Origin of the sequence: Campylobacter sp. RM9331 (assembly GCF_020137685.1) — a bacterium.
Lineage (GTDB): Bacteria > Campylobacterota > Campylobacteria > Campylobacterales > Campylobacteraceae > Campylobacter_E.
This window is the reverse complement of the sequence record NZ_JACGBA010000051.1, coordinates 1-1099: the sequence shown is the minus strand read 5'-3', so window position 1 is coordinate 1099 and position 1099 is coordinate 1. Positions and strand designations below refer to the sequence as shown.

The following is a 1099-nucleotide window of genomic DNA, read 5'->3' as shown; positions in this document are numbered from 1 at the left end:
AACTTTTATATTAGCGGGGGGGGGTAATTTAGCTCTTGCTGATACTATTCCAAGCACTGCTAATACATTAGTGCAAAGTAATACTATTAATGTAAGTAATAGTAGCAATAAAAATTATAATGCAGCTGAAACCGATAAAATTATTAATCAAACTGGTGGAACACTAAATATAGGTAATACTACTGCTAAAAATTATACAGATTTAAAAGTAACTTCAACCGGTGGAACTACAAATATCACAAATGCAACCATATCTAATAGTGAATTAGATTTAGATAATCAAGTTATATTTGATAAAGCTAATAACTTAAATAAAGTTAATTTACAAGGTAATAAAAATTCTAGTGGTTTTAATTATCTACTTAAAGATACTGCTAGTGTTACTTTTGATGGTTCAGTAATTAGCGATGTTAAATTAGAAGCTTGGTCAGAAAGTAATACAAATGGTTCTTTAATTATTAAAAATTCATTAATTCATGATAGTCAGCTAGGTCTTGAGAAGATAAATTCAACTAGTAAATTAACACAAAGACCTTATGTTCCAAAATTAATATTAGAAAGTGTTATAGTTGATAAAATTGATGATAATAAAACTTCTAGTATTTTTACTATGGATTTAAATACTAATAATTCTTCTATTATTGGAACAGAGATAAGAATTAAAAATAATGCTGAAATAGATTCTACCTTTATTGATGATAGCTCAATAATTTTACAAAATACATCTAGTATAAGTATTAAAAATAATTCTAACATTAACGCTAATATTAATAGTGTTTCTGTTAATAATAATGCTATTAATACAAATGTTACTTTAGATAATTCAGAAATAAGTGGAAGTATAACTGCGAGTAATTTAACTGCTACAAACGGCTCAATTATAAATAGCAACTCTACTATTAGTGGAACCACAGATATTAAAAATAGCACTATTAAAGCTGGTATTACGAGTAAGAATTTAAATATTACAAATTCAACTGCTAGTGGAACTGCTGATAAAAAATTAGATATAAAATCTACCGGAAATCATATGCAATTAAATGGGGTTACATTTAGCGATGTTGCTCTTAGTTCTGGCAATAATAGAATTGATTTAAAC

General features: G+C 26.3%; 1 protein-coding gene. It reads left to right on the top strand.

The window, feature by feature from the left end; genetic code table 11:
- On the top strand, nucleotides 1-1099 hold a 1099-nt coding region (locus tag AVBRAN9331_RS09690), incomplete at both ends, for a hypothetical protein (protein ID WP_336612924.1).